The following is a 25,160-nucleotide window of genomic DNA, read 5'->3' as shown; positions in this document are numbered from 1 at the left end:
TTTTGCCAGCGCTTGCACAGCGGTGATTTTTTGCCAGGATAAAGAGGTTGCATCAAGTGGTGTGACCTCTTACCTCATAAACAACAATAACAGAAAGGCATTGATGCTATGCAGACACAAATTAAAGTTCGCGGCTATCATCTGGACGTCTACCAGCATGTGAATAACGCACGCTACCTGGAGTTCCTTGAGGAGGCCCGCTGGGATGGTCTGGAAAAGAGTCCGGCATTTCAGTGGATGACCGAGAAAAACATCGCCTTCGTGGTGGTGAATATTAATATTAACTACCGCCGTCCGGCGGTCCTGGGCGATGTGCTGACGGTGAGCAGCAAACTGGAGCAACTCAACGGCAAAAGCGGCACGCTCAGCCAGGTGGTCACTCTCAACCCCAACGGCGAGGTGGTGGCCGATGCGCTGATTACCTTCGTCTGTATCGATTTGAAAACCCAGAAGGCGCTGCCGCTGGAAGGGGAACTGCGTGAGAAACTCGACCAGATGAACTTGCGCTGACAACCGTCGCGTGCGTGCGTGCCGGGCGGTGGCGCACCTCGACCCACGGAAGGTGATGAACCCCTTGCCCCGGTAAGCGTAGCGCTACCGGGGAAGTTGAACTGAAGCTTTTGGAAGATACCTCTGCGGAGGCTATGCCTGTGTCAGCCCGGTTTTTTGCTTCATCACCGCCATTACCCCGACTTTATCGGCCAGATACTGGTTAAGCCCGTTAGCGCGCAGGTTGCAGGCGGCGCACTGGCCGCAGCCATCGCCCTTAATGCCGTTGTAGCAAGTAAGGGTTTCCCGGCGCACCAGATCTAACTGACCCCAGTAGTCGGCCAGCGCCCAGGTCTCGGCTTTGTTCAGCCACATCAGCGGTGTTTCAAAGCGTATGTCTTTCGCCATTCCAAGGCTGACGGCGTGGTGCAGCGCTTTGACAAACTCATCGCGGCAGTCCGGGTAGCCGGAGAAGTCGGTCTCGCACACGCCGGTGATGATAGCTTCGGCTTTTACCTGATAGGCGTAGATGGCCGTCAGGGTTAAAAACAGAATATTGCGCCCCGGGACAAAAGTGTTGGGAATGCCCTCGGCATCAGGCTGATAGTCCGGTACCGGAATGTTATCGCGGGTCAGGCTGCTGACCGCCAGTTCATTGAGCAGGGTAACGTCCAGCACTTTATGCGCGACGGCGCCAAGTTTCAGGGCGAGTTCGCGCGCAACGTCGATTTCCGCGCGGTGGCGTTGGCCATAATCAAAAGTGACGCAATGCACTTCATCATACTGTTGCAGAGCCTGCACCAGACAGGTGGTTGAATCTTGTCCTCCGCTGAAGACAACTACGGCGCGTTTCATGGCAATTCCTGACTAAATGAGTAAAGGCGATATGGTAGCGCCAGACGCCCGCCACCACCAGCTCTGTCACGTCGACGCCGGCAGCCAGGCGCTGGCGAAGTCGAACCAGCCGCGGGCGTTGAGGCGCAAGCCATTGAGTCCCGGCGGGGCGCTGATGCGATAGTTGTATTTAAACAGCGGCGTCATGATGGCGTCTTCCATCAGGCTGTTAAATACGTTGCGCAGCGCATCGTTGCGGCTGCGGGCTTCCGGCTGCGCCTGTACCGCGTCTAATGTCGCCTGCAGATGGGCATATTGCGCCCCGGTCAGCAAATTGGGCCACAGCATATCGCAGCGCAGCCACTGCTCCAGGGCATACTCCGGCGCTTCGCCGATCAGGCGGTCGCCCATCATCAGGTCGGCCTGCCCCAGATGTTGGCAGCCTTCCCAGTTTTTGGCGTCATGGAACAGCAGCGTCAGCTCGCAGCCGAGCACAGCCAGCCGCTGTCTCAGCTGTTCGGCCATGGCGTGGAGTTCGACCGGCAGATGGTAGAGCAGCGTGAGCCTGGCCGGCAGCGGCACCGCGCTGTTTTCCGGCCCCTGCGGGATGGACCATCCCGGCAACACCTCATGGCTTGGCGTAATCAGATCCTCGTCGAGCGGCAGCGTGTCCAGCAACGACGAGCGGTGAATTATCGATACCAGCCGCTGGGCCTGCGCTTTGCTAAGCCGAGGGCTGTGACGCAGGGTCAGATAGCAGAAGCCAAGACTGATGCTGTTGCTGACCTGGCGCAGGTTATGCAGCTCTTCGCGATCGCCAATAGTGATCTGCACCGGGTGGCGGCAGCTGGTCCCGAGATCGCGATCGAAGAGCTGGGGGGTGATCCAGTACTCCACCGCCTGGATCAGCGGATGCTGCAGGTGGTAGCGGGGATGGTTCTCCAGACGGACGAGTTCCGGACTAAACCGCTTCAGGCGGAACGGTCCGCAGCCGATGGCCGGATCGTCAGGATGGGCCAGCACGCTGCAATAGCTGGCGAGGCGGAACGGCAGCCAGTAGTCAGGACGATGCAGCGTGATGGTCAGGCACTGGGCGTGAGTGACATCGATGCGGCTGATGCTGGCGAACAGAGTCCGCAAGGCGGGCAGATCCAGCAGCAGCAGTAAGCGCTGCCGCAGCTGTGCGGTTTCCACCGCATCGCCGTTGTGCCAGCACAGCGTGGAGCGGATATAAAACTGCCAGCGCAGGCCGTCAGGGGAGACCTGCCAGTGGTGCGCCAGATCGCCGATCGGCATATTGTCACCTTCGTCGAAGCGCGTCAGCCCGGCATAGATCTGCCCGGCCAGATGCTGCTCGGCGCGTCCGGGCAGAAAGCCGGGACGCAGCGGCTCCAGCGGGCGATAGTAGGGAATACGCAGCGTCGGGGTATTGTTTTGCCATTGACCGCCCAGAAAGGGGTGGAGCAGGGCTTTCAGCTCCACCGGGGCTAGCTGCGCCAGCTCCAGCGCGTTTTGCTGCTGACCTTTATGCAGCGCCTGCTCCATCATCTCATTGCGCAGACGTTCCGGCGTTTTGTAAAAAGAGAGCAAGCCGCGCTTGCCGCGCCCGGAGCTGGCCTGCCAGCTTAACCATCCAGCTTCCTGCGCCTGACGCAGTAGGGTACGGACGTGGCGTTCGCTGCAAAAACAGCGTTCCGCCAGCTCGCCGACGGTGACCTGCTGCGGCGCCCCGGCAGAGGGCTGCCACAGCCGCTGGTACTGGTTTAAACGGTGTAAGAGTCTCATAAGCGCTGTCGCCCACCGGGCCGCAATAAACCCGGAACAATTTATATTATCTATTCACTATTACTTCCGTATATCCCAGGTGATACTGCAACACAAGCGAAGCCCATCACACATCGGGGAAAACACCATGGCAAAACTGGCAGCATTTGATATGGACGGCACCTTACTGATGCCGGACCATCGTCTCGGAGAAAAGACGCTCACCGCGCTGAAACGGCTGCGGGAACGCGATATCACTCTGACGTTCGCCACCGGCCGCCATGCGCTGGAGATGCACCATGTGATGGGTGAATTTTCCCTGGACGCATTTCTGATCACGGGCAACGGGACGCGCATCCACTCGCTGGAAGGGGAGGAGCTGTACCGTCAGGATCTCAATCCCGAGGTAGCGGAAGACGTGCTGCATAGTCGATGGGATACCCGGGCCAGCATGCACGTGTTTAATGACGGCGGTTGGTTCACCGGCCAGGCAAGACCTGAGCTGCTGAAGGCGCATGTCTTCAGCGGGTTTCGCTATCAACTGTGCGATCCGAAACGTATGTCGGCGCATCATGTCACCAAGATCTGCTTCTGCGGCGATCATGACGATCTGCGCCGCCTGCGGATCCAACTGAATGAGGCGCTGGGCCAGCGCGCGTTTCTCTGCTTCTCGGCGATGGACTGTCTGGAAGTGCTGCCGGTTGGCTGCAATAAAGGCGCGGCGCTGGCGAGGCTGAGCCAGCACCTGGGACTCACCCTACAGGAGTGCATGGCCTTCGGCGATGCGATGAACGATCGCGAGATGCTTCGCAGCGTTGGGCGGGGGTTCATCATGGGCAACGCGATGCCGCAGCTGAAAGCCGAGCTGCCGCATCTCCCGGTTATTGGCGACTGCCGGCATCAGGCGGTCTCCCATTTTTTAACGCATTGGCTGGATAATCCTGATCTTCCTTATTCCCCCGAATAGAGAGACCCTTCCAGCAAGCCAGATAGCATTCTATCTGGCTTTTTTTATGTTCTGCCGACCAGCCGGGTGATCTCCGCCTGCCAGGGGGCGATATCGCCGATGTTGGCCGCCACCCACTGCGGGTTGTAATAGCTTTCCAGATAACGCTCGCCGCTGTCGCACAGCAGGGTGACGAGGGAACCCGTGCGTCCTTCCTCGCGCATCCGCGCGGCCAGCTGCAGCACGCCCCACATGTTGGTCCCGGTCGAGGCGCCGACTTTTCGTCCAAGCTGAGTTTCCAGCCACAGAGCAGTGGCCACGCTCGCCGCATCCGGCACGCGCAGCATCTCATCGACAACATCGGGAATAAACGATGGCTCGACGCGCGGGCGGCCGATGCCTTCAATTTTGCTGCCGATCGGGCTGCGCAGGCTGGCGTCGCGGGTCTGCCAGTAATCGAGGAACACCGAATTTTGCGGGTCGACAACCATCAGCTGCGTCTCGTAGCCCTGGCTGCGAATATAGCGGCCAATGGTCGCCGAGGTGCCGCCGGTGCCGGCGCTCATCACGATCCACGACGGCTGCGGGTGCGGCTCATGGCTCATCTGGCGGAAAATACTGTCGGCGATATTGTTATTGCCGCGCCAGTCGGTGGCTCGCTCGGCGAAGGTAAACTGATCCATATAGTGGCCGTTCAGTTCACGCGCCAGCGTTTCGGAAGCTGCGTAGATTTCGCAGGCGCTCTGCACAAAATGGCAGCGTCCGCCGTAGAACTCGATCTGTTCGATTTTTCGTCTGGCGGTGCAGGAGGGCATCACGGCGATAAACGGCAGCCCCAGCAGGCGGGCGAAATAGGCCTCAGAAACTGCAGTCGAACCCGAAGACGATTCGATAATCGTGGTACCTTCTTTGATCCAGCCGTTGCACAGGCCATAGAGAAACAGCGACCGCGCCAGACGATGTTTGAGGCTACCGGTCGGATGCGTACTTTCATCCTTCAGATAAATCGGGATCCCCGGAAAACCAGGCAACGCCAGGCGAATCAGGTGTGTATCGGCGGAACGCTGATAGTCGGCGTTAATTTCACTAATGGCGTGTTTTACCCAGGCGCTATTCATCTCGGATTCCTGTTTGTCATTTTGTGCCCAGCTTAGCGGATTGTGCGGGAAAAATTGTTGCTATTTGACCTTTCAATTACAATTGCGGGAGTAAATTATTCTCTCTGGTGGCCTTATGTTAGATAAAATTGACCGTAAGCTGCTGGCGCTGCTGCAGGAAGATTGCACCCTCTCTTTGCAGGCGCTGGCCGATGCCGTTAATCTGACCACGACCCCTTGCTGGAAACGCCTGAAACGACTCGAGGATGAGGGTATTCTCCGCGGGCGCGTCGCCTTACTGGATGCGGAAAAGGTGGGGCTGGGGCTGACGGCGTTTGTCCTGATCAAGACCCAGCATCACAGCAGCGACTGGTATTGCCATTTTGTGAGCGAAGTGACGCAGATGGCTGAAGTGCTCGGCTTCTGGCGGATGGCGGGGGAGTATGACTATCTGCTGCGGGTGCAGGTGGCCGATATGAAGCGCTATGACGACTTTTATAAACGGTTGGTGAACAGCGTGCCGGGGCTGTCGGATGTCACTTCGAGTTTTGCCATGGAACAGATAAAATACACCACCGCCTTGCCTGTCGAATAACGGTATTGCGCCGTAACCCATAACAAATCAGGATTTTACTGCTTGCGATTATTTGCACAACTCAGCTGGTATTTCCGCCGGGAGTGGCGCCGCTATCTTGGCGCAATTGCCCTGCTGGCCATTATTGCCGTCCTGCAGCTTGTTCCGCCGAAGGTGGTGGGCATTGTGGTCGACGGCGTGACGCAACAACATTACACCGCGGAGAAGGTGTGGATGTGGATCGGCGCGCTGGTGCTGATCGCGGTGATGGTCTACCTGCTGCGCTATGTATGGCGCGTGCTGCTGTTCGGCGCCTCTTATCAGCTGGCGGTCGAACTGCGGGAAGACTTTTACCGGCAGCTGAGCCGCCAGCATCCGGCGTTCTATTTGCGCCATCGCACCGGGGATCTTATCGCCCGCGCCACCAATGACGTGGACCGGGTGGTGTTTGCCGCTGGTGAAGGGGTGTTAACCCTGGTGGATTCCCTGGTGATGGGCTGTGCGGTGTTGATTGTGATGTCGACGCAGATTAGCTGGCAGCTCACCCTGCTGGCGCTGCTGCCGATGCCGCTGATGGCCCTGGCGATCAAACGCAACGGCGATGCCCTTCACGAACGTTTTCGCGTCGCCCAGGCGGCCTTTTCCAGCCTCAACGATCGCACGCAGGAGAGCCTGACCAGCATCCGCATGATTAAGGCGTTCGGGCTGGAGGATCGCCAGTCGGCGCAGTTTGCCGCCGATGCGGCCGATACCGGAGCGAAAAATATGCGCGTGGCGCGAATTGACGCGCGCTTCGACCCTACCATCTATATCGCCATCGGGGCGGCGAACCTGCTGGCCATCGGCGGCGGCAGCTGGATGGTTATCCACGGCAGCCTGACGCTGGGGCAGCTGACCAGCTTCGTGATGTACCTTGGCCTGATGATCTGGCCGATGCTGGCGCTGGCGTGGATGTTTAACATCGTGGAGCGCGGTAGCGCGGCCTATGGTCGTATCCGCACCCTGCTCGAAGAGGCGCCGGCGGTGGACGACGGGACCGAGACGGTGCCAGCAGGCCGCGGCGTCCTGCAGGTCGCTATCCGCGATTTCATCTATCCGCAGGCGAGCAAACCTTCACTGGAACAGGTTAATTTTACCCTTCAGCCGGGGCAAATGTTGGGAATCTGCGGGCCGACGGGCGCCGGCAAAAGCACCATTCTGGCCCTGCTGCAGCGCCATTTTGACGTCACCAGCGGCGAGATCCGCTTTCACGATCTGCCGCTACCGCGTCTGCAGCTCGACAGCTGGCGCGAACGGCTGGCGGTGGTCAATCAGACGCCGTTTTTATTCTCCGATACCGTCGCCAATAATATCGCGCTGGGAAAACCGGACGCGACGCCGGAACAGATTGAGCGGGTGGCGCGGCTGGCCAGCGTGCATGACGACATTCTGCGTCTGCCCCAGGGGTACGATACCGAAGTGGGCGAGCGCGGCGTGATGCTCTCCGGCGGCCAGAAACAGCGTATCTCTATTGCCCGCGCCCTGCTGCTGGAGGCCGAAATTCTGATCCTGGATGATGCCTTATCGGCGGTGGATGGTCGCACCGAACACCAGATCCTGCATAACCTGCGCCAGTGGGGAGAGGGCCGGACGGTGATCATCAGCGCCCACCGGCTGTCGGCGCTGACCGAGGCCAGTGAAATTCTGGTGCTGCAGCACGGACATATTGCCCAGCGCGGCCGCCATGAGGCGCTGGCCGTGCAGCCAGGCTGGTATCGCGACATGTATCGCTATCAGCAGCTGGAGGCCGCGCTCGACGAGGTTCCCCAGGAGCAAGAGGAGGTCCTGGATGCGTAGCTTTACCGAACTCTGGCCGACGCTTAAACGCCTGCTGGCCTATGGTTCACCGTGGCGTAAGCCGCTGGCCATCGCGGTGGCGATGATGTGGATCGCGGCGGCGGCAGAGGTGAGCGGTCCGCTGCTTATCAGTTATTTCATCGACAATATGGTGGCGAAACATACTCTGCCGCTGAAGCTGGTGGCAGGCCTGGCGGCAGCCTATATCGGTCTGCAGCTGCTGGCGGCGTTACTGCACTATAGCCAGTCGCTGCTGTTTAACCGCGCCGCGGTTGGCGTGGTCCAGCAGTTACGCAGCGATGTGATGGATGCCGCCCTGCATCAGCCGCTCAGCGAGTTTGATACTCAGCCGGTCGGGCAGCTTATCTCCCGGGTAACCAACGATACGGAAGTCATTCGCGACCTGTACGTGACGGTAGTGGCGACGGTGCTGCGTAGCGCGGCGCTGATCGGCGCGATGCTGGTGGCGATGTTTAGCCTCGACTGGCGGATGGCGCTGGTGGCGATCGCGATTTTCCCGGCGGTGCTGATCGTGATGATCATTTATCAGCGCTATAGCACGCCGATCGTGCGCCGGGTACGCGCCTGGCTTGCCGACATCAACGATGGCTTTAACGAAGTGATCAACGGCATGGGGGTCATCCAGCAGTTCCGCCAGCAGGCGCGTTTTGGCGAACGGATGCGTGAGGCCAGCTACGCCCACTACCTGGCGCGGATGCAGACGCTACGCCTCGACGGTTTTCTGCTGCGTCCGCTGCTGAGTCTTTTTTCCTCGCTGGTGCTGTGCGGGCTGCTGATGCTGTTCGGCTTTAGCGCGGCGGGCACGATTGAGGTCGGGGTCCTGTATGCGTTTATCAGCTATCTCGGACGCCTTAACGAGCCGCTCATTGAGCTGACCACCCAGCAGTCAATGCTGCAGCAGGCGGTGGTCGCCGGCGAACGCGTTTTCGAACTGATGGACCGTCCGCGCCAGGCGTGGGGCGCCGATGACGCGCCGCTGAGCAGCGGTCGGGTGGAAATCGACCATCTCTCCTTCGCCTACCGCGGGGATCGTCTGGTCCTCCAGGATATCACGCTGGATATCCCTTCCCGCAGCTTTGTGGCGCTGGTCGGGCATACCGGCAGCGGGAAGAGTACCCTCGCCAGTCTGATGATGGGCTATTACCCGTTAACCCACGGGGAGATCCGCATCGATGGCCGGCCGCTCGCTTCTCTCAGCCACAGCGCGTTGCGTCGGGGCATCGCGATGGTGCAACAGGATCCGGTGGTGCTGGCGGATACCTTCTACGCCAACGTCGCGCTGGGCCGGGACATCAGCGAAACCCAGGTCTGGGAAGCGCTGGAGGCGGTGCAGCTGGCGGCGGTGGCGCGCAGCATGAGCGACGGCCTGTACACCCAACTGGGCGAGCAGGGCAATAATCTCTCCGTCGGACAGAAGCAACTGCTGGCGCTGGCGCGCGTGCTGGTGGAGACCCCGCAGGTACTGATTCTGGATGAGGCGACAGCAAACATCGACTCCGGTACCGAGCAGGCGATCCAGCAGGCGCTGGCGAAGGTTCGCCAGCATACCACCCTGGTGGTTATCGCCCATCGGCTGTCGACCATCGTCGAGGCGGATACCATTCTGGTTCTGCATCGTGGTCAGGCCGTCGAGCGGGGCAACCACCAGCAGCTGCTGGCGGCGAAAGGCCGCTACTGGCAGATGTATCAGCTACAGCTGGCTGGTGAAGAGCTGGCGGCCAGCGCCAGAGAAGAGTCGCTCAGCGCCTGATGCACCACCAGCAGGCAGCGAAGGCTGGGCGGCCTGTCGTGGTGCAAAAACGTTACATCAAATGCACCGCTGTGGTGCATTTTTGCCCGTTAAATGCCTTTGCGCCGGCTAATGCCTGACCTCTCGCCTGTTTTTTGCCATCAAAGGGCCGCTAAGCGGCCTTTTTTCATTTCTGGCATAGCCCTTGCTTTATATCCATCGTGTTAGCTGCGGCCATTACCGAATACTGACTGGAGGGGACTTATGAAGCTGGTTACCGTGGTAATCAAACCATTCAAACTGGAAGACGTGCGTGAAGCCTTGTCTTCCATCGGCATTCAGGGCCTGACGGTCACTGAAGTCAAAGGATTTGGCCGTCAGAAAGGACATGCGGAGCTCTACCGCGGCGCCGAGTATAGCGTCAACTTTCTGCCAAAAGTGAAGATTGATGTGGCGATCGCCGACGATCAGCTGGATGAAGTTATCGATGTCATCAGCAAAGCGGCTTATACCGGAAAAATTGGCGACGGCAAAATTTTTGTCGCTGAATTGCAGCGCGTCATTCGCATCCGTACCGGCGAAGCTGACGAAGCGGCACTGTAATTTCCAGACCACACAGTGATGGGGAACGAAACAATGAAAATGGCAACAATGAAATCGGGTCTGGGGGCATTAGCCCTTCTTCCGGGGCTGGCGATGGCCGCGCCTGCGGTAGCGGACAAAGCCGATAACGCGTTTATGATGATTTGCACCGCGCTGGTTCTGTTTATGACTATCCCGGGGATTGCGCTGTTTTACGGCGGCCTGATCCGCGGTAAGAACGTTCTTTCCATGCTGACGCAGGTGATTGTCACCTTTGGCCTGGTCTGCGTACTGTGGGTCATTTATGGCTATACCCTGGCCTTCGGCACCGGCGGCAGCTTCTTCGGCAGCTTTGACTGGGTGATGCTGAAAAATATTGAACTGAAAGCGCTGATGGGCACCTTCTATCAGTATATCCACGTCGCCTTCCAGGGCTCGTTCGCCTGCATCACCGTCGGGCTGATCGTCGGGGCGCTGGCTGAACGTATCCGTTTCTCCGCCGTGCTGATTTTCGTGGTGGTGTGGATGACGCTCTCCTACGTGCCGATTGCGCATATGGTCTGGGGCGGCGGTCTGCTGGCGACGCATGGCGCGCTGGATTTCGCCGGCGGCACCGTTGTGCACATCAACGCCGCGGTCGCCGGGCTGGTGGGCGCGTATATGATGGGCAAACGCGTGGGCTTCGGCAAAGAAGCGTTCAAACCGCATAACCTGCCGATGGTGTTCACCGGCACCGCTATCCTCTACGTGGGTTGGTTCGGTTTCAACGCCGGGTCTGCCAGCGCAGCGAATGAAATCGCGGCCCTGGCGTTCGTTAACACCGTCGTGGCGACCGCCGCTGCTATCCTGGCGTGGACTTTTGGCGAATGGGCTCTGCGCGGCAAACCTTCACTGCTGGGCGCCTGCTCCGGGGCAATTGCCGGTCTGGTTGGCGTTACGCCGGCGTGTGGTTATATCGGTGTCGGCGGCGCGCTGATCGTCGGTATCGCCTCTGGCCTGGCGGGTATCTGGGGCGTGACTGCGCTGAAACGCTGGCTGCGTGTGGATGACCCTTGCGACGTCTTCGGCGTTCACGGCGTCTGCGGCATCGTCGGCTGTATTCTGACCGGTATCTTCGCGGCGACTTCTCTGGGCGGCGTCGGTTATGCGGAAGGCGTCACCATGGGCCATCAGCTGCTGGTGCAACTGGAAAGTATCGGCATTACCGTGGTCTGGTCCGGCGTCGTCGCTTTTATCGGCTACAAAGTAGCGGATATGACCGTAGGGCTGCGCGTGCCGGAAGAGCAGGAGCGCGAAGGGCTGGACGTCAACAGCCATGGCGAAAACGCTTACAACGCCTGACAGAAAACCCTTCTCCATGTAGCAAAAAGCCTCCCGTAGGGGAGGCTTTTTTTATGCGTTGCGGTTGCGCATCACCCCTTCCTGCACCGTTGAGGCAACCAGCGTGCCATCCTGGGTGTAGAACTCGCCGCGGACGAAGCCGCGGGCGCTGGAGGCCGAGGTGCTTTCGACGCTGTACAGCAGCCACTCATTGATATTAAACGGCCGATGGAACCACATCGAGTGATCGATAGTGGCGACCTGCATGCCGGGCTCAAGGAAACCAACGCCGTGCGGCTGCAGCGCCACCGGCAGGAAGTTAAAGTCCGAGGCATAGCCCAGCAGATACTGATGAATGCGCAGATCGTCGGGAACGGCGCCGTTGGCGCGCAGCCACACCTGACGCACCGGCTCGGCGATATGGCCTTTCATCGGGTTATGAAACTCCACCGGGCGGATCTCCAGCGGCTTATCGCAGAGGAATTTGTCTTTCACCTGCGGCGGCAGGAGATGCGCCAGCTTGCGGGCAATGTCGGTTTCCGAAGGCAGCCCATCAGGGGAGGGGGCGGCCGGCATCGCTTTCTGATGTTCATAGCCGTGCTCTGGCGCCTGGAAGGAGGCGGTCATATAGAAGATCGGCTTCCCGTTCTGGATGGCGGCGACCCGGCGGGCGCTAAAGCTGTTGCCGTCGCGCAGCACCTCCACATCGTAGACGATCGGTTTTTGACTGTCGCCGGGGCGCAGAAAGTAGCTGTGAAACGAATGCACCAGACGTTCAACGGGCACGGTCTCTTTTGCCGCATACAGCGCCTGGCCCACCACCTGGCCGCCAAAAACCTGGCGCAATCCCAGGTCTTCGCTCTGTCCACGGAACAACCCTTCCTCAATTTTTTCCAAATCTAATAATGCCAGCAGGTTAGAGAGTGCCTGACTCATACTTTTCCTCAGTTAACAATGGCGGCGCCGCGCGCGTAATGTGGCAAAGTATAACCTGGAATCGCAAGTGGTCCGATGGGTGTAATAATCTGAATAACAACCGGTCAACAGGAAGAAATCTGCGATCTGTGCCACACTTATTGACGACACGAAAGTTCCTGCCGGCGAAGCGGCGGAACATCCTCCTGGGTATTAAGGGATGATAAGGAGAACATCATGAAATTTGCCTATATGTTTAGTGCCTTAGCCGTCGCCGCGACGCTGACCGCCTGTGCTAATCACCACTCGAACAATTCTTCGACGCAGGCGGCTGCACCCGACCCTTACGGTATTGCGACGCTGAGCGTGGCGCAGCAGCAGCCGAGCGTCACGGGGACGATTAATATCCGCCAGAGAATCGCTTTGCCGCCGGATGCGGTGCTGACGGTGACCCTGTCGGATGCTTCTCTGGCCGATGCGCCAGCCCGCGTATTGTCGCAAAAAGCGGTGCGTACCGAAGGCAAGCAGGCGCCATTCAACTTTGCACTGCCTTACAACCCGGCAGATATTCAACCGAACGCCCGCATTCTGTTGAGCGCAGCGATTACGGTTAACGGCCAGCTGATGTTCATTACCGATACCGTGCAGACGGTGATCAACCAGGGGGGCACCCATGCCGACCTGACGCTGGTTCCGGTTCAGCAGACCGCCGTGCCTGTCGCACAGTAAGCTCGCTAAGCCCCCGAATGGGGGCTTTTTTTTGGTCTTCAGTAAACCCAGCGATAGCGCTGGAGATCGATATGGCCGCCGCCGGAGACCTGCACCCCTTCGGCCAACAGCGCCTGACGCTGCCGCTGCAGATCGGGGCCGGTGAGGGAGATATCGCCATGGCGATTGACCACCCGATGCCAGGGCAGAGTGGACCCTTCCGGCAGACGCTTCAGCACACCGCCCACCTGGCGCGCCGCGCGCGGCGAACCGGCCAGCCTGGCGACATCGCCATAGGTCGTGACATACCCTTCCGGTATCGACGCCACAATGTGCCAGACACGTTGGGGAAATGTATCGTGCGGATCCATATTCAGTCCTGTTACCCGAAAAACGCCAGCATAAGCGCTGATCTTCAGGCTGTACAGCCTGCCCGATCAGGCGGGCTGTTCGACGGTGAACGTCAGAGCGAGGCCGAGGATCTGCATGCCATGGACATTGTCGGAAGGTGAACTGGCGATGAGGCTCTCAAGGAATTTTAACCGCTGCGAGGTCGCGTTGATGATCAGCTTCGCGCGCAGGCCCGGCATGGTCAGCGACGAGATGGGGTATACCACCCGACCGCTGATGTAGACCGGTAGCTTGCGCAGTTCCACCTGGCGCAGGACGCCGACGGTGGAATAGAGCAGCGCCAGCGGCGTGACCGCCCGCACCGGCGCCTGACTGATGGTCACGAAGTCGAGCATTTTTTCAGGGCGCAGATAATTCACCCCCTGAAAGGCGATGGTCATCCCTTCAATGGCGGGTAAAGGCAGAGTGATGGTCTGTGGTGATGAGTCAGTCATTCGATTACCGTCGAGACAAGGTGCTGATGATAAAAGGGGACGCAAGATGGCTAAGTATGGTGGATATCCCGACTGTGTGCTGAGCGCGCGCTCGCAATCTCACAGGTTGAGCGTGAGTGACTGGTTTTATTCGCATTATTGCGCAATAAACCAGCAGGCAGTCGGGGCGTGCTTGCAATTCACCAGGTCAGCAGGGATAATGCGCCAGCGCGTTGGGTAACAACGCTCTCAATGGGGGCTCTGTTGGTTCTCCCGCAACGCTACTCTGTTTACCAGGTCAGGTCCGGAAGGAAGCAGCCAGAGCAGACGACGTGTGTGCCGGGATGTAGCTGGCAGGGCCCCCACCCATTTCGGCCTTCGTAATTTTCCCCTTGTATTTGTGCGGTCTTCTCTGCTGGCCAGAATTTATTTCTGATACAGATCACATATTATTTTTAGTTGCTAAAACACCCTCTACTTATTCCATAATATTTACTTGTCATAAATCTGAAATGCTACTGAAATATTAATGTCATTTGCGTGTCATAAATAAAGCGCATCTTATTGGTGGGAATTTGTTGCCAGATCCATGCTATAAAATATATCTCTGGATCAGCATGTTAACTTCGTGTATTAATTATGATGATTTTATTGCACGGGAAGCGTAGCTATGACCACAGTGGTTTTGAATGTAAAAATTGACGCTGAGTTAAAAGAGAAGTTGCGTCATTATGCGGAAGTGAATAACGAGAACCTGGGTACGGCAACGGAAAAGCTGCTGCAGCTGGCTTTTCAGCTGGAGGCGTCAGCAGATGAGGCGGGGGTGACGGAAGAGGACATTGACAGCCAGCATACCGAAGAGGAAGCGACGCCATTAACCCCTAAAGAAATCAAAGCATTAAGAAAACTTCTGAAGAAGAAAAAATGAAACAACAATTCTCTACAGCCAGCAACTATAGCGAAGCCTGCGATATGTTGCGCTCAGGATACGTGAAACACGTTCGCCTGAACTGGAATATCGGTAGTGATGAGTTCTTTCGCATTGCCTCCGACTGGTGTGACACCGGCGCTAAAATTAAAAAAGATGAAGATGGCTTTATTATTTCCTTGAAAGGGTTTCCTATTCCGCGCCAGCATTAATGAAATTGCCTTATTTCCGTCACCGGGTTGCCATAACCAGATGGCAGGATACCCAGGCAATTTTATAAAAACATCTCATATACCTCATGGATGACGGACTTTTGACGGGCTGAAGCCAGCCCGTCGATATTTTCTTATATTATTTTCCGCAAACGCGTACTTTCCCGCTGTTCTGCAAGGCTGTGCCACAATGGTTGTAGCGTGGAGAAGGCCTGGCGCAATGCTTCATCCGGCAGCGTAAACGGCAGACGTAAATAGCGATCGAACGCGCCCTCCAGACCAAACCGCGTGCCGGTGCCGATATGGATCCCCTGGCTTTCCGCACGTGCAGAGAACAAAGTGGCTAGCATGTCAGGGAGTTCCACCCAAAAAGAGAGCCCGCCTTCCGGTGGCGTAAAGCGCCAGCGGGGAAAATACTCTTTCATCAGCTCTTCGCACATGTCCCGGCGCGCCTTCAGCATCTCCCGTCGCGGCGGCAGCAGCGTGGCGGCGTTTGCCAGCAGCCAGCTGCAGGCCAGCTGCTCCAGCAGCGGCGTACCCAAGTCCAGAGAGTCGCGGGCCTGAATAAGCGAGGCGATTGTTCGCGTGCTGGCGCGGATCCAGCCGATGCGCAGTCCCCCCCAGAAACTTTTCCCGGCCGAACCGATGGTGATCACCGCGGCGTCGGGATTAAAGCAGGCCAGCGGCGGCGGGGGCGGGGCGTTATACCAGAGGTCGACCATGGTCTCATCGATCACCAGCGTTGTTCGCGTCCTGGCCGCGATGTCCGCGACCCGCTGGCGGGTGAGGGCATCCATACAGCGCCCGGTGGGGTTGTGAAAATCCGGCATCAGCCATGCCAGACGCGGCGCGGTCTGCGCAATGATCGCCGCGAATCCATCGCAGTCCCACCCCTGCTGTGGGAGTGCGACCCCAATGGGCCGGCAGGAGGCGCCCTGAATGGCGCTGATGGCCATTGGATAGGTCGGGGCATCAATGACCACCCGGTCACCGGGGCCGGTGAACAGACGCAGGATTAGCGCGAAGGCGCTGAGCGCGCCGTTGACCACCATCACTTCATCGGGCCGCGTCGGCAGGCCACGTTCGCTGTAGCGCCGGGCAATCGCTTCCCGTAGCACCGGGAGCCCCTGCTGATCGTAACCGGTCTGGGCGAGATAGGACGGCAGCAGGGTCATGGCATGCTGAAAGGCCTGATGGACCTCCGGACCGGCGCTGAGGGCGGCGGTAGAGAGATTGATCGTCGAGGGGGTCGCAGAGGGCGGCGGCAGGTCGGCAGGGCGTTCCGGCAAAACAATGCGCGACCCGCTCCCCTGGCGGCTTTGGAGAAATCCCTCCTCCCGCAGCTGGCCGAGGGCGCTGGCGATGGTCGTCCGGCTGACGTTGAGGGCCGCCGCCAGCTCGCGCTCGCCGGGCAGGCGCGTCTGTAGCGTCAGACGGCCATCGAGGATCAGCAGGCGGAGCGCTTCCGCCAGCTGGCGCCATAGCGGTGTGCGTGAACTGGACTCCTGCCAGTTGCCGAGCAGGCGTACCAGGGACTGTGTTCCAAAGCGTCGGGCTGACATAGCGATCCACTTTTCCAAAACTGGCCATTAATTATCAGTCCATTTTTGCTGATGATGAGGGCATTCGCAATGATGTTGAGGAAAAAATATGCTTCGTCGCCTGCTGCAGTTATATATCGGTCTGGTGCTCTACGGCGTGTCCACGGCGCTCTTCGTGCATGCTAATCTCGGCGCCGATCCGTGGGACGTCTTTCATCTTGGAGTGGCTAAACAGCTGGGGATCAGTTTCGGGACCGTGATTATTCTGACCGGCGCCGCGGTGCTGCTGCTATGGATCCCTATCCGGCAGATGCCGGGGCTCGGTACGGTGAGCAATGTGATCGTGCTGGGGCTGGCGGCGGACGCCACGCTGGCCGTCCTGCCGCCGCTGGAATCGCTGGTGGCGCGCAGTGCGCTGCTGGTGGTGGCGATTGTGCTGAACGCGATCGCCACCGGGATGTACATTGGCGCGGGGTTTGGCCCGGGTCCGCGCGATGGCCTGATGACCGGCCTGCACGCTCGCACCGGCTGGTCATTGCGCGGTATCCGGACGGCGATCGAGCTTTCCGTGCTGCTGATTGGCTGTCTGCTGGGGGGGAAGTTTGGCGTCGGAACCGTCATTTACGCGCTGTCGATTGGACCGCTTATCCAGCTGTGCCTGCCGTGGTTCAGTCAGCCCGTCAACCGCAACGCGGTCAGCCCTCCCCGGGAAATAGTCTCCTGAATTAACCCATCGCCCTCTTCATCACGGAGAGGGCCTTTCATCGCTTACAGGCCGCTCAGGCCATGAAGCATCATGTAGATCCCCACCACAATAATCAGTAAACCTGAGATCCAGGGCGCCTTGCGCGAGAGGTCGTTAAGCCACGGCCAGCGGCGGGCGGCATGTTTCATGCTCAGGGCGGCAATAGCCCCGGAAGCCACCAGCGTCAGCGCCAGACCGACGCTAAAGCCCAGCACCAGCGTGGCGCCCAGCGAGAATTTCTTCAGCTGTAAACAGATAAGCAGCACGGTAATGGACGCCGGGCAGGGGATCAGCCCGCCGGTCAGGCCAAACAGCACGATCTGCCCGGTCGTCACCTGACGGCCATCAAAGCGCCGGTTGATCTCCTGGGCATGGGCCCGCTGATGCGCGTCCTGCCACTCCTCCGCCACCAGCGGCGCGCCAGGGGCGTGAGAATGATGGCGGTCATGTGAATGTTCATGATGATGTTCATGTTCATGTTCATGTTCATGTTCATGGTCGTGCTGATGATAATGGTGGGAGTGGGGACGCGATTCGCGCCAGGTGCGCCAGAGCATCCAGCAGGCAATCAGCACAATGATAATCCCCGAAATCAGCTGAAACCAGGGCTCAGAAGTCTGGGTGTTCCAGCCGCGGCCAAACCACAGACCGGCCATGGCGATCAGCCAGACCACCGCCGTATGCGAAACCGTGGCCGCCAGCCCCAGCAGTACCGCCTGTTTTAAGGTTCCTCGCACCGCCACGATAAAGGCGGCCATCATTGTTTTTGAGTGCCCGGGTTCGAGGCCGTGCAGCGCGCCGAGCAGTATTGCGCTGGGAATAAACAGCCAGGCATTGCCCTGCTGCAAAAGGGAAGTGAAATCGTTCATATCGGGATCCTTGCCAAAAGTGCGTTTATCCTACTCCCCCCCAGTAGTAAAATACTACCCCCCAGTAGATAAAGCGGCTAATAAAAAGGATCATGGTATGCTGGCAGGCGTTGCTGACCACGCAGGTCGGTAATCCCGGACAGAAAAAAACGGTGGATCGCGTAATGTCACACACAGTGAGAGACAAAAAGAAGTTACTGACCCGGCTGAAGAAAATTCAGGGGCAGAGTACCGCATTAGAGAAAATGCTTAATCGCGAGCATGAGTGCGCTGAGGTGCTACAGCAGCTGGCGGCGATCCGCGGCGCGGTCAATGGCATGATGCTGCAGGTTATCCAGGGACATCTCACCGACCATGTGGTGAAAGAGCCAGACGAGACGCAGCGTGAGGCGGATCTGGAGACGGTGATGCAGGTGATTAAATCCTATCTGAAGTAGCCTCCGGCAGAGGGCGGCGAAGAGGCCGCGCCCGCTGACCTTCTGCGCAGGCCGCCTGCCGCTTAATGCGCATGGAGGTTCTCTTCCGCCCACAGAATAAACGACTCTTTTGGCAGCGCTTTGCTGTACAGCCACCCCTGGGCGTACTGAACGCCATGCTGTCTCAGCCAATCGCGCTGGCTTATGGTTTCCACCCCTTCGGCGACGGTGGCCAAATTGAGCGCCTTGGCCATTTCAATAATGTGCGGCGTCAGCGGCCGGTACTCGAGGGTATCGACAAAGGATTTATCGATTTTCAGCGTGTCGACGTCCAGCTTCTGCAGATAGCTCAGGCTGGAGTAGCCGGTACCGAAATCGTCAATCGAAATACGGTGCCCGGCCTCGCGGTAGTGTGCGATCACCGGCATGGTGGTCTCCGGGTCAACAAACCCGCGCTCGGTGATCTCAAGGATAATCTGTTCCGCGGCGATCCCCCAGTGCTGCAGCTGATCGTGTAATAGCTTGGGTAGGGTGGGAGAGCGTAAGTCATCCACCGACAGGTTGATGGAGATATGCACTTCCGGCCGCTGCCTCAGCCAGGGACCCAGGTCGGCAAAAATTTTCCTGACGATATCTTCCGTCAGCTGGGTGATCAGTCCGGTTTGCTCGGCCAGGGGAATGAAGATATCCGGCGATAAAAAGGTGCCGTCGGGTTGCTGCCAGCGCGCCAGCGCTTCGGCCCCGGCGATTTTTCCGTCCTGCAATGAAATAATCGGCTGATAGTAAACCTGAATCGCCTGGGAATTGAGGGCGTCCAGCATACTGTTGCGCGGTGAACGCAGGTGTCTCAGCAGGCGCAGCAGCAGCCAGGTGGCAAGCAGGCTGGTGAAGATGCCGACAGGGAGCCAGAAGATCAGCTGCTGGCGAATACGCTGCTGTAGCGGCAGGGTGGATGACCAGGTCACAATGCCGGATCCCAGCTCGGGAATGCGCTGGATCCGGTAGACCGTATTATCCAGGGTCAGCATATTCAGGTGCGGATCTTTAATCCGTTGCCAGACCTTCGCCGGCAGCGGCTGGCTGCTGATCACCATTTTCAGATGGTCCAAACCAAACAGCATGGTATGGATCTTCTCCTCGCTGGCGGGCACCACATCAATGAAGGAGATGGGATCGATCATTACCATATGCTGCCGGCTGGCCATGGCCGTCATCTGGTGATTAAGGCCAAGATCGTTAATCGAGGTCAGCCAGGTGCGATAGCCGTCGGGGGCAATGTGATCCGGTGGCGGGAAGGTCACCGCAACGCTATGGTCTTCCAGGGAGGAGCATTGCGGTACGGAATCTTCCAGCCAGAGCACTTCCTGCACGTAGCGATGGGTATAGGCGATCCGGCGGAGGGCGAGCAGATGCTCCGGGCTACAGGAAGCGGCAGAGTGTGAGTCGGCCTCCCGCAGTGCTTCCCGGGCCTGATCGGCGACCTGCAGCGTGCGGACGACAATACGGTTGGAATAATCATCCAGCTCACGATAGAACTGCATTTTGGCCTGCCGCGCCGCCTGCCAGATGCTGAGCGAGATAGGCAGGATGATGGCCAGTATCAGCACTCCTGTAAACAGCGCCATCAGATGCCGGGTCCTCATGCCTGTATCCTTATCGTTCGCCGGGTGTCATCAGTATATGCGAAAGATAAACCGGGCGCAGCGGGAGAAATCGCGCTGCGTGGGCAAAAAAACCGGCATCACAATAACCTGCGATGCCGGGAGAGAAGGATGATTCCGATGCAGCAGAATAAAAATGAGGGTGTGAATGCCGGGCAGGATGTATTCCGGCATTCAGTCGCAGCATACGCTGCGCAGATGACAGCAATATGTTGGCTTAGTGGGCGTCCGGCGCCGTGATATCGGCGCTGATGCGCAGATCGTTCTCATCAAACACCATGCAGAAGCGGTCATCGAAGGCCAGATTAATCTTCTGCCACGGGCGGAAATGGACGTCGCCGGGCAGCAGAACCTTGACTTTATCGTGACCGTAGCACTGGCCGAACAGGTAGGTATTGTTGCCCAGACGCTCCACCACTTCACATTGAAACTCCACCACGGTACCGGTGGAGACTTCCGGCGTGAGGTGCTCTGGCCGGATCCCCAGCGTGACCGCGGCGTCGGGCTTCAGCGGTTGGGTGGCAACGTTCAGGGTGAGCTGATGGTCCTGGGCGAGGGTGACCGTTAAGCGCTCTGCCTGCCAGTCGCTGACGGTGGCCGGCAAAAAGTTCATCTTTGGCGAGCCGATAAAACCGGCGACGAACTTGTTGACCGGATTGTAGTACAGCGCCATCGGCGAACCCATTTGTTCGACCTTCCCGTAGTTCATGACTACGATTTTATCGGCGAGCGTCATCGCCTCCACCTGATCGTGCGTGACATACACCATGGTGGTCTTCAGCTCCTGGTGCAGTCGGGCGATATGCAGGCGCATATCGACGCGCAGCTCGGCATCGAGGTTAGAAAGCGGCTCATCGAACATAAACACCCGGGGATTACGCACGATAGCGCGGCCAATGGCCACACGCTGCCGCTGGCCGCCGGAGAGCTGCTTCGGTTTACGATCCAGCAGGTGAGAGAGCTGCAGCGTTTTGGCCACCATTTCCACCTGGCGACGGATCTCCGCTTTCGGCACTTTATTGACTTTCAGCCCATAGCCCATATTCTCCGCCACCGTCATGTGCGGATAGAGCGCATAGGACTGAAAAACCATCGCCACGCCGCGGCGGGCGGGGACCACATCGTTCATCACCTCATCGCCAATCAGCACTTCCCCGTCACTGACCTCTTCCAGCCCGGCAATCATACGTAACAGCGTCGATTTTCCACAGCCGGAAGGGCCGACGAAGACCGCAAACTCGCCATCTTCAATATCGAGATTGACCTGGTGCAGCGTCACCGTGCTGCCGAACCTTTTGGTGACATTCCTCAGTCGTATATTGGACATCCACATTCCCCGAAGTGAGTAGCCGTTGTTTGCCGTTGGCGTGTCGCTGATTTGAGTGTGTTTGTATTACGTGTAACAAATCAGCGTGACGATATTCAACAGCGCTAAAATCATGTCCTGACTATAACTTCCGCGGTTTTTGCGCCATACAGCGGCGTTTCATTTCTGCAAGGATGATCACACAACTGGCAGCTTATGGTAGTTTTATCCCCAATCAAAGCGTAGCGTATAACAAAAGCGAACCAGAGTCTGTTTTCTATGTAACAAGGCAGTTTGAAATGATTTTTTTTCTAACTGGCAGACGTAAGTCAAATAAAAAACCATTAAATTGTTATACCTTCACATGAGGTTGATAATGAAAAAGAACACGCTTGCTGCACTGATCCTTACCACCCTCGCGGCGGGGCAACTTACCAGCCTGCAGGCGCATGCCGCCGGGCAGCTCAACGTTTGGGAAGACATTAAAAAATCCACTGGCATCAAAACCGCGGTCAGCGATTTTGAGAAGCAGTACAACGTGAAGGTCAATCTGCAGGAGATGCCTTATGCCCAGCAGCTGGAAAAGCTGCGCCTCGATGGCCCGGCGGGCATTGGGCCGGACGTGCTGGTGATCCCGAATGACCAGCTCGGCGGCGCCGTCGTTCAGGGACTTCTCTCGCCGCTCAACGTTGAGCAGGCGAAACAGGATGCCTTTACGCCAGCCTCTATCAACGCCTTCCGCATGGACAACGCGCTGTATGGGATCCCGAAAGCGGTGGAAACCCTGGTGCTTATCTACAACAAGGACCTGATCGACAAGCCGCTGGACAGTCTGCAGGCCTGGCTGGACTACTCGAAGACCCAGCGCGAGCAGAACAAATACGGCCTGCTGGCCAAGTTTGATCAGATCTACTACAGCTGGGGGGCGATTGGCCCGATGGGCGGCTATATCTTCGCGAAGAACGACGGCGGCGGTTTTAATCCGCAGCAGGTGGGGCTCAATACGCCCGGCGCCGTGGAAGCTGTGACCTTCCTGAAAAAATTCTATGCCGAGAAGGCCTTCCCCGCAGGGATCCTCGGCGATAACGGGCTGAACGCCATTGATTCGCTGTTTACCGAGAAAAAAGCGGCGGCGGTGATCAACGGCCCCTGGGCCTTCCAGCCGTATGAAGCCGCCGGTATCAACTATGGCGTGGTGCCGCTGCCGACCCTGCCGGACGGCAAGCCAATGAGCTCCTTCCTCGGCGTTAAGGGCTACGTGGTATCGACCTGGAGTAAAGACAAGGCGCTGGCGCAACAGTTTATCGAGTTCATCAACCAGCCGCAGTATGTAAAAGCCCGCTATGTCGCCACCGGCGAAATCCCGCCGCTGAAGGCGATGATTGACGACCCGGTGATTAAAAATGACGAAAAGGCCAGCGCCGTCGCCGTTCAGTCGGCTCGGGCGATGGCTATGCCGGGCATTCCGGAGATGGGGGAAGTGTGGGGGCCGGCCAATGCCGCGCTTGAACTGAGCCTCACCGGCAAGCAGGCGCCGCAGGCCGCGCTCGATAATGCGGTGAAACAGATCAAGATGCAGATTGAAGCGATGCAGGCCAGCAATCAGTAATTTACCGTCACGTGAAGTCACCGAGCGGGAGGGGGACCTCCCGTTTGTAGAAGGAGTCGAGTGTGAGCATCCATTCCAGCGAAAATTTTAGCGACGCGCGCGGGCCCGGGCGCCATGCGTGGTGCGGCCTGTTGCTGGCAATCGTGCCGGGTTGCGGCCAGTTTTATCATCGCCAGTGGCTGAAGGGGCTGGTCTTCCTGGTGCTGCTGAGCAGCTTTTTGGGTATTTTTTACGATTTCCTGCGCGAGGGGCTGTGGGGGCTCTATACCCTGGGTGAAGAGGTGCCCCGGGATAACTCTATCTTCCTGTTAGCGGAGGGGATTATCAGCGTGCTGATCGTCGCTTTTGGCGTGCTGATCTATTTTCTCTCGCTGCGGGACGCGTGGCTGAACGGCAAAAAACGCGATGAAGGGGTCGCGCTGAACAGCGTGCGTAAGCAGTACCAGATGCTGCTGAGCGACGGCTTCCCGTACCTGATGATCACCCCGGGCTTTATTCTGCTGGTCTTTGTGGTGATCTTTCCCATTCTGTTTGGTTTCGCCATCGCCTTCACCAACTACAACCTGTACCACACGCCGCCGGCGAAGCTGGTGGACTGGGTGGGGCTGAAAAACTTCGTCAATATTTTCACCCTCTCCATCTGGCGCTCCACCTTTCTGGATGTGCTGCAGTGGACCGTGGTGTGGACGCTGCTGGCGACCACCCTGCAGTGTACGGTGGGCGTGCTGTTGGCGATTCTGGTGAACCAAAAAGATCTGCGCTTTAAGCCGCTGATCCGCACCATCTTTATTTTGCCGTGGGCGGTGCCGGGGTTTGTCACTATCCTCGTCTTTGCCGGGATGTTCAATGACTCCTTCGGGGTGATTAACAACGCGATCCTGTCATTCTTCGGCATCAGCCCGAAGGCATGGCTAACCGACCCGTTCTGGACCAAAACCGCGCTGATCATGATGCAGACCTGGCTTGGCTTTCCGTTTGTCTTTGCCATGACCACCGGCGTGCTGCAGGCGATCCCGGACGATCTGTATGAAGCGGCGACGATGGACGGCGCCAGCGCCTTTACCCGCCTGCGCACCATCACCCTGCCGCTGGTGCTGTACGCGATCGCGCCGATCATCATCACCCAGTACACCTTCAACTTTAATAATTTCAACATTATTTATCTGTTTAACAACGGCGGCCCTGCGGTGGCGGGATCTAACGCCGGCGGGACGGATATTCTGGTGTCGTGGATCTATAAGCTGACGATGTCCTCGTCGCAGTACGCCATCGCGGCGACCATCACTATCCTGCTGTCGATCTTCGTCGTCGGCCTGGCGCTGTGGCAGTTCCGCGCCACCAAATCCTTCAAAAATGACGACATGGCGTAAGGGAAGCAACATGGCTCAATCACCCAGTATTAAACGCGAAAAGTGGATCCGACTCTCTCTCACCTGGCTGGTGGTTATCCTGGTCTCGGTGGTGATTATCTACCCGCTGGTCTGGACCGTCGGGGCGTCGCTGAACGCCGGCAATAGCCTGCTCAGTACCTCGATCATTCCGGAAAACCTGTCGTTCCAGCACTATTCCGATCTGTTCAATGGCAATGTGAATTACCTCACCTGGTACTGGAACTCGATGAAAATCAGCTTTCTGACCATGGTGCTGACCCTGATTAGCGTCAGCTTTACCGCTTACGCCTTCTCCCGCTTCCGCTTTAAAGGGCGGCAGAACGGGTTGATGCTGTTCCTGCTGCTGCAGATGATCCCGCAGTTTTCCGCGCTGATTGCCATCTTTGTGCTGTCGCAACTGCTTGGCCTGATAAACAGCCATCTGGCGCTGGTGCTGATCTACGTCGGGGGAATGATCCCGATGAACACCTGGCTGATGAAGGGGTATCTCGACGCGATCCCTAAAGATCTGGATGAGTCCGCCCGCATGGACGGCGCCAGTAGCTTTCGCATCTTTATTGAGATCATCATGCCGTTGTCGAGGCCGATCCTCGCGGTGGTGGCGCTGTTCTCCTTCACCGGCCCGCTGGGGGATTTCATCCTCTCCAGCACCATCCTGCGTACCCCGGATAAATACACGCTGCCTATCGGTCTGTATAACCTGGTGGCGCAAAAAATGGGGGCCAGCTACACCACCTACGCGGCGGGGGCGGTACTGATTGCCGTGCCGGTCGCGATCCTCTATCTGGCGTTACAAAAATACTTCGTCTCCGGCCTGACCTCGGGCAGTACTAAAGGATAAGC

25 protein-coding genes and 1 other RNA gene are annotated in these 25,160 nt (G+C 58.2%); 16 read left to right on the top strand and 10 right to left on the bottom strand.

The window, feature by feature from the left end:
* The first annotated feature begins 108 nt into the window (after positions 1–108).
* Positions 109–510, top strand: coding sequence for a YbgC/FadM family acyl-CoA thioesterase (locus ABLU73_RS07490; RefSeq protein ID WP_017898911.1), 402 nt, complete (start codon positions 109–111; stop codon positions 508–510).
* Between the two features lie 132 nt (positions 511–642).
* On the opposite strand, the gene queC is transcribed toward ABLU73_RS07490, so the two are convergent.
* A complete protein-coding gene (queC, locus tag ABLU73_RS07485) occupies positions 643–1,344 on the bottom strand; it encodes a 7-cyano-7-deazaguanine synthase QueC (RefSeq protein ID WP_032421067.1) in 702 nt (233 codons plus the stop codon).
* A 66-nt stretch (positions 1,345–1,410) separates the two neighbouring features.
* Positions 1,411–3,108 carry an SgrR family transcriptional regulator gene (locus ABLU73_RS07480; protein WP_348850110.1) on the bottom strand — a complete coding sequence of 566 codons (1,698 nt, stop codon included), beginning with the start codon at positions 3,106–3,108 and terminating at the stop codon, positions 1,411–1,413.
* Between the two features lie 127 nt (positions 3,109–3,235).
* Here ABLU73_RS07480 and cof point away from each other — a divergent pair, with 127 nt between their 5' ends.
* Positions 3,236–4,054, top strand: coding sequence for an HMP-PP phosphatase (gene cof / locus ABLU73_RS07475; RefSeq protein ID WP_032455636.1), 819 nt, complete (start codon positions 3,236–3,238; stop codon positions 4,052–4,054).
* A 44-nt stretch (positions 4,055–4,098) separates the two neighbouring features.
* Here the strand turns inward: cof and ABLU73_RS07470 are convergent, their stop codons facing one another.
* Entirely contained in the window at positions 4,099–5,151 is a 1,053-nt protein-coding gene (locus ABLU73_RS07470; protein ID WP_264923893.1) for a PLP-dependent cysteine synthase family protein, read from the bottom strand.
* Positions 5,152–5,266: 115 nt separating this feature from the next.
* Here ABLU73_RS07470 and ABLU73_RS07465 point away from each other — a divergent pair, with 115 nt between their 5' ends.
* The 5 genes from ABLU73_RS07465 (at position 5,267) to amtB (ending at position 11,213) form a co-directional block, all read left to right on the top strand.
* Positions 5,267–5,725 (top strand): Lrp/AsnC family transcriptional regulator, encoded by a 459-nt coding sequence (locus ABLU73_RS07465; protein WP_004204786.1) that lies wholly within the window; start codon positions 5,267–5,269, stop codon positions 5,723–5,725.
* 42 nt (positions 5,726–5,767) lie between these two features.
* Complete coding sequence (locus ABLU73_RS07460) at positions 5,768–7,540, top strand: SmdA family multidrug ABC transporter permease/ATP-binding protein (RefSeq protein WP_004204785.1); 1,773 nt, start codon at positions 5,768–5,770, stop codon at positions 7,538–7,540.
* Entirely contained in the window at positions 7,533–9,311 is a 1,779-nt protein-coding gene (locus ABLU73_RS07455) for a SmdB family multidrug efflux ABC transporter permease/ATP-binding protein (RefSeq protein ID WP_064187822.1), read from the top strand. Before ABLU73_RS07460 ends, ABLU73_RS07455 begins: the two co-directional genes overlap by 8 nt.
* 243 nt (positions 9,312–9,554) lie before the next feature.
* Positions 9,555–9,893, top strand: a complete 339-nt coding sequence (gene glnK, locus ABLU73_RS07450) for a P-II family nitrogen regulator (protein WP_002891893.1) — start codon at positions 9,555–9,557, stop codon at positions 9,891–9,893.
* Between the two features lie 33 nt (positions 9,894–9,926).
* Positions 9,927–11,213 (top strand): ammonium transporter AmtB, encoded by a 1,287-nt coding sequence (gene amtB, locus ABLU73_RS07445; RefSeq protein WP_004204781.1) that lies wholly within the window; start codon positions 9,927–9,929, stop codon positions 11,211–11,213.
* Positions 11,214–11,264: 51 nt separating this feature from the next.
* Here the strand turns inward: amtB and tesB are convergent, their stop codons facing one another.
* Positions 11,265–12,128: an acyl-CoA thioesterase II gene (gene tesB / locus ABLU73_RS07440; protein ID WP_004204779.1), complete on the bottom strand. Its 864-nt coding sequence runs from the start codon at positions 12,126–12,128 to the stop codon at positions 11,265–11,267.
* 216 nt (positions 12,129–12,344) lie between these two features.
* Here tesB and ABLU73_RS07435 point away from each other — a divergent pair, with 216 nt between their 5' ends.
* Positions 12,345–12,836, top strand: a complete 492-nt coding sequence (locus ABLU73_RS07435) for a YbaY family lipoprotein (RefSeq protein WP_002891903.1) — start codon at positions 12,345–12,347, stop codon at positions 12,834–12,836.
* Positions 12,837–12,874: 38 nt separating this feature from the next.
* Here the strand turns inward: ABLU73_RS07435 and ABLU73_RS07430 are convergent, their stop codons facing one another.
* Together ABLU73_RS07430 and ABLU73_RS07425 are read right to left on the bottom strand one after the other, a co-directional pair.
* On the bottom strand, positions 12,875–13,186 hold the full coding sequence (locus tag ABLU73_RS07430; protein WP_004204778.1) for an MGMT family protein: 312 nt from the start codon (positions 13,184–13,186) through the stop codon (positions 12,875–12,877).
* 66 nt (positions 13,187–13,252) lie between these two features.
* Positions 13,253–13,660, bottom strand: coding sequence for a hypothetical protein (locus ABLU73_RS07425; protein WP_017898905.1), 408 nt, complete (start codon positions 13,658–13,660; stop codon positions 13,253–13,255).
* 241 nt (positions 13,661–13,901) lie between these two features.
* Here ABLU73_RS07425 and ffs point away from each other — a divergent pair.
* The 3 genes from ffs to ABLU73_RS07410 all read left to right on the top strand — a co-directional run bounded on the left by ffs (position 13,902) and on the right by ABLU73_RS07410 (position 14,779).
* Positions 13,902–13,998, top strand: an RNA gene (gene ffs / locus ABLU73_RS07420) — signal recognition particle sRNA small type.
* A 311-nt stretch (positions 13,999–14,309) separates the two neighbouring features.
* Complete coding sequence (locus tag ABLU73_RS07415; RefSeq protein ID WP_004204776.1) at positions 14,310–14,567, top strand: hypothetical protein; 258 nt, start codon at positions 14,310–14,312, stop codon at positions 14,565–14,567.
* Entirely contained in the window at positions 14,564–14,779 is a 216-nt protein-coding gene (locus tag ABLU73_RS07410; RefSeq protein WP_004142688.1) for a hypothetical protein, read from the top strand. Before ABLU73_RS07415 ends, ABLU73_RS07410 begins: the two co-directional genes overlap by 4 nt.
* A gap of 134 nt (positions 14,780–14,913) precedes the next feature.
* Here the strand turns inward: ABLU73_RS07410 and ABLU73_RS07405 are convergent, their stop codons facing one another.
* A complete protein-coding gene (locus tag ABLU73_RS07405) occupies positions 14,914–16,341 on the bottom strand; it encodes a PLP-dependent aminotransferase family protein (RefSeq protein ID WP_053810703.1) in 1,428 nt (475 codons plus the stop codon).
* Between the two features lie 88 nt (positions 16,342–16,429).
* On the opposite strand from ABLU73_RS07405, the gene ABLU73_RS07400 reads away from it, so the two are divergent.
* The gene (locus tag ABLU73_RS07400; protein ID WP_017898903.1) at positions 16,430–17,044 is read left to right on the top strand and encodes a membrane protein; all 615 of its coding nucleotides are present in this window, start codon (positions 16,430–16,432) and stop codon (positions 17,042–17,044) included.
* A 44-nt stretch (positions 17,045–17,088) separates the two neighbouring features.
* On the opposite strand, the gene ABLU73_RS07395 is transcribed toward ABLU73_RS07400, so the two are convergent.
* Positions 17,089–17,934, bottom strand: coding sequence for a nickel/cobalt efflux protein RcnA (locus tag ABLU73_RS07395; protein ID WP_053810702.1), 846 nt, complete (start codon positions 17,932–17,934; stop codon positions 17,089–17,091).
* Positions 17,935–18,098: 164 nt separating this feature from the next.
* Between ABLU73_RS07395 and ABLU73_RS07390 the strand changes: the two genes are divergently transcribed.
* A complete protein-coding gene (locus tag ABLU73_RS07390; RefSeq protein ID WP_004204767.1) occupies positions 18,099–18,371 on the top strand; it encodes a metal-sensing transcriptional repressor in 273 nt (90 codons plus the stop codon).
* Positions 18,372–18,433: 62 nt separating this feature from the next.
* On the opposite strand, the gene ABLU73_RS07385 is transcribed toward ABLU73_RS07390, so the two are convergent.
* The gene (locus tag ABLU73_RS07385; protein ID WP_135698958.1) at positions 18,434–19,993 is read right to left on the bottom strand and encodes an EAL domain-containing protein; all 1,560 of its coding nucleotides are present in this window, start codon (positions 19,991–19,993) and stop codon (positions 18,434–18,436) included.
* 235 nt (positions 19,994–20,228) lie between these two features.
* Positions 20,229–21,338, bottom strand: a complete 1,110-nt coding sequence (gene ugpC, locus ABLU73_RS07380) for a sn-glycerol-3-phosphate ABC transporter ATP-binding protein UgpC (protein ID WP_348850108.1) — start codon at positions 21,336–21,338, stop codon at positions 20,229–20,231.
* Positions 21,339–21,693: 355 nt separating this feature from the next.
* On the opposite strand from ugpC, the gene ABLU73_RS07375 reads away from it, so the two are divergent.
* The 3 genes from ABLU73_RS07375 (at position 21,694) to ABLU73_RS07365 (ending at position 25,158) form a co-directional block, all read left to right on the top strand.
* Positions 21,694–22,926, top strand: coding sequence for a maltodextrin ABC transporter substrate-binding protein (locus ABLU73_RS07375; RefSeq protein ID WP_017898899.1), 1,233 nt, complete (start codon positions 21,694–21,696; stop codon positions 22,924–22,926).
* Positions 22,927–22,988: 62 nt separating this feature from the next.
* On the top strand, positions 22,989–24,296 hold the full coding sequence (locus ABLU73_RS07370; protein ID WP_080841333.1) for a sugar ABC transporter permease: 1,308 nt from the start codon (positions 22,989–22,991) through the stop codon (positions 24,294–24,296).
* A gap of 10 nt (positions 24,297–24,306) precedes the next feature.
* Positions 24,307–25,158, top strand: a complete 852-nt coding sequence (locus tag ABLU73_RS07365; RefSeq protein ID WP_101994140.1) for a sugar ABC transporter permease — start codon at positions 24,307–24,309, stop codon at positions 25,156–25,158.
* Positions 25,159–25,160: the final 2 nt, after the last annotated feature.

It is taken from the genome of Klebsiella sp. GG_Kp175, from assembly GCF_040062325.1.
GTDB lineage: Bacteria > Pseudomonadota > Gammaproteobacteria > Enterobacterales > Enterobacteriaceae > Klebsiella > Klebsiella quasipneumoniae.
The sequence above is the reverse complement of the archived record's forward strand: the minus strand, read 5'-3'. Positions and strand labels throughout refer to the sequence as shown.

What these genes read in the sequence shown, in the direction of transcription:
- ABLU73_RS07490 (WP_017898911.1), top strand. Translation starts at nt 109, where the DNA reads ATGCAGACACAAATTAAAGTTCGCGGCTATCATCTGGACGTCTACCAG.
- queC (WP_032421067.1), bottom strand. Translation starts at nt 1,344, where the DNA reads ATGAAACGCGCCGTAGTTGTCTTCAGCGGAGGACAAGATTCAACCACC.
- ABLU73_RS07480 (WP_348850110.1), bottom strand. Translation starts at nt 3,108, where the DNA reads ATGAGACTCTTACACCGTTTAAACCAGTACCAGCGGCTGTGGCAGCCC.
- cof (WP_032455636.1), top strand. Translation starts at nt 3,236, where the DNA reads ATGGCAAAACTGGCAGCATTTGATATGGACGGCACCTTACTGATGCCG.
- ABLU73_RS07470 (WP_264923893.1), bottom strand. Translation starts at nt 5,151, where the DNA reads ATGAATAGCGCCTGGGTAAAACACGCCATTAGTGAAATTAACGCCGAC.
- ABLU73_RS07465 (WP_004204786.1), top strand. Translation starts at nt 5,267, where the DNA reads ATGTTAGATAAAATTGACCGTAAGCTGCTGGCGCTGCTGCAGGAAGAT.
- ABLU73_RS07455 (WP_064187822.1), top strand. Translation starts at nt 7,533, where the DNA reads ATGCGTAGCTTTACCGAACTCTGGCCGACGCTTAAACGCCTGCTGGCC.
- glnK (WP_002891893.1), top strand. Translation starts at nt 9,555, where the DNA reads ATGAAGCTGGTTACCGTGGTAATCAAACCATTCAAACTGGAAGACGTG.
- amtB (WP_004204781.1), top strand. Translation starts at nt 9,927, where the DNA reads ATGAAAATGGCAACAATGAAATCGGGTCTGGGGGCATTAGCCCTTCTT.
- tesB (WP_004204779.1), bottom strand. Translation starts at nt 12,128, where the DNA reads ATGAGTCAGGCACTCTCTAACCTGCTGGCATTATTAGATTTGGAAAAA.
- ABLU73_RS07435 (WP_002891903.1), top strand. Translation starts at nt 12,345, where the DNA reads ATGAAATTTGCCTATATGTTTAGTGCCTTAGCCGTCGCCGCGACGCTG.
- ABLU73_RS07430 (WP_004204778.1), bottom strand. Translation starts at nt 13,186, where the DNA reads ATGGATCCGCACGATACATTTCCCCAACGTGTCTGGCACATTGTGGCG.
- ABLU73_RS07425 (WP_017898905.1), bottom strand. Translation starts at nt 13,660, where the DNA reads ATGACTGACTCATCACCACAGACCATCACTCTGCCTTTACCCGCCATT.
- ABLU73_RS07415 (WP_004204776.1), top strand. Translation starts at nt 14,310, where the DNA reads ATGACCACAGTGGTTTTGAATGTAAAAATTGACGCTGAGTTAAAAGAG.
- ABLU73_RS07410 (WP_004142688.1), top strand. Translation starts at nt 14,564, where the DNA reads ATGAAACAACAATTCTCTACAGCCAGCAACTATAGCGAAGCCTGCGAT.
- ABLU73_RS07405 (WP_053810703.1), bottom strand. Translation starts at nt 16,341, where the DNA reads ATGTCAGCCCGACGCTTTGGAACACAGTCCCTGGTACGCCTGCTCGGC.
- ABLU73_RS07400 (WP_017898903.1), top strand. Translation starts at nt 16,430, where the DNA reads ATGCTTCGTCGCCTGCTGCAGTTATATATCGGTCTGGTGCTCTACGGC.
- ABLU73_RS07395 (WP_053810702.1), bottom strand. Translation starts at nt 17,934, where the DNA reads ATGAACGATTTCACTTCCCTTTTGCAGCAGGGCAATGCCTGGCTGTTT.
- ABLU73_RS07390 (WP_004204767.1), top strand. Translation starts at nt 18,099, where the DNA reads ATGTCACACACAGTGAGAGACAAAAAGAAGTTACTGACCCGGCTGAAG.
- ABLU73_RS07385 (WP_135698958.1), bottom strand. Translation starts at nt 19,993, where the DNA reads ATGAGGACCCGGCATCTGATGGCGCTGTTTACAGGAGTGCTGATACTG.
- ugpC (WP_348850108.1), bottom strand. Translation starts at nt 21,338, where the DNA reads ATGTCCAATATACGACTGAGGAATGTCACCAAAAGGTTCGGCAGCACG.
- ABLU73_RS07375 (WP_017898899.1), top strand. Translation starts at nt 21,694, where the DNA reads ATGAAAAAGAACACGCTTGCTGCACTGATCCTTACCACCCTCGCGGCG.
- ABLU73_RS07365 (WP_101994140.1), top strand. Translation starts at nt 24,307, where the DNA reads ATGGCTCAATCACCCAGTATTAAACGCGAAAAGTGGATCCGACTCTCT.